The organism is Methylotenera sp. (assembly GCF_030653755.1).
GTDB lineage: Bacteria > Pseudomonadota > Gammaproteobacteria > Burkholderiales > Methylophilaceae > Methylotenera.
The window spans coordinates 1-1,273 of the sequence record NZ_JAURYU010000053.1; the positions used below are offsets into that span (position 1 = coordinate 1).

Sequence of the window (1,273 nt, forward strand, 5' to 3'; positions counted from 1 at the left end):
TCCTTAACCATTGCCATATCAGCATCTGTCATGATGGGATTGTAGCGAATAGAAGGGTCTTCGACATCAACAGGCTTGTCTTCTTCTTTAATGTTGATTGGTTCCCACTGCCATGCACCCGCTGGGCTCTTTTTCAGTTCCCAGTCATAAGTGAAAAGATTGTAGAAATATCCATTGTCCCATTTGGTCGGATGGGCAGTCCATGCTCCTTCAATACCGCTTGATACAGTATCGCGACCAACACCTTTACCATTTGGATTGTGCCAACCAAAGCCTTGCTCATTGACGTCTGCGGCCTCAGGATTCGGCCCAAGAATACTTGCATCACCATTACCATGGCATTTACCAACGGTATGGCCACCAGCGGTAAGTGCGACAGTTTCTTCATCGTTCATCGCCATGCGTGCAAAGGTTAAGCGTATGTCTATAGCTGTTCTGAGTGGATCAGGCTGGCCATTTACGCCTTCCGGATTCACATAGATTAAGCCCATTTGCACGGCAGCTAGTGGGTTCTCTAGCGTTTCACGCATTTCTCCATCATAACGACTTGAATTGCCGAGCCATTCTTTTTCAGAACCCCAGTAAATATCTTTTTCCGGATGCCAGATATCAGCTCGGCCACCGGCAAATCCATAGACTTTTAATCCCATAGACTCATACGCCATAGTACCTGCTAAAACAATCAAATCAGCCCAAGAGAGCTTGTTGCCATATTTCCTTTTGATCGGCCATAACAGGCGACGCGCTTTGTCAAGATTAACGTTATCCGGCCAGCTGTTCAAAGGCGCAAAACGCTGATTACCTGTGCCAGCACCACCACGCCCGTCAGCAATACGGTATGTGCCTGCCGCGTGCCAAGCCATACGAATCATTAAACCGCCATAATGCCCCCAGTCTGCCGGCCACCATTCTTGGCTATCCGTCATGAATGCATGTAAATCTTTCTTAACAGCGCCTAAATCTAATTTCTTGAATTCTTCAGCATAATTAAAATCTCCGCCCATAGGGTTAGTCTTAGCATCATGCTGATGCAGGATATCCAAGTTCAGTGACTCAGGCCACCAATCCATATTAGACGCACCCGTTGCGGTGTTGCCACCGTGCATAACTGGACATTTTCCAGCCGAAGAAAATGGTTTATTTTCCATGGTAAAACTCCTTTATCATTTTAGTAAGTAACTTACATTTTGATTCAATCGTCATAATTATTTCCTTTTGCAGTATGAAGTTAAGGGCCAATACTTGTTGTCTATTGCACATCGTTCAATCAAGA

General features: G+C 45.5%; 1 protein-coding gene. It reads right to left on the reverse strand.

All coding sequences use genetic code 11. The features are described 5' to 3' along the window. A partial coding sequence (locus Q7U33_RS11500) for a peroxidase family protein (protein WP_304861091.1) occupies window positions 1–1,148 on the reverse strand: 1,148 nt, incomplete at its 3' end. Window positions 1,149–1,273: the final 125 nt, after the last annotated feature.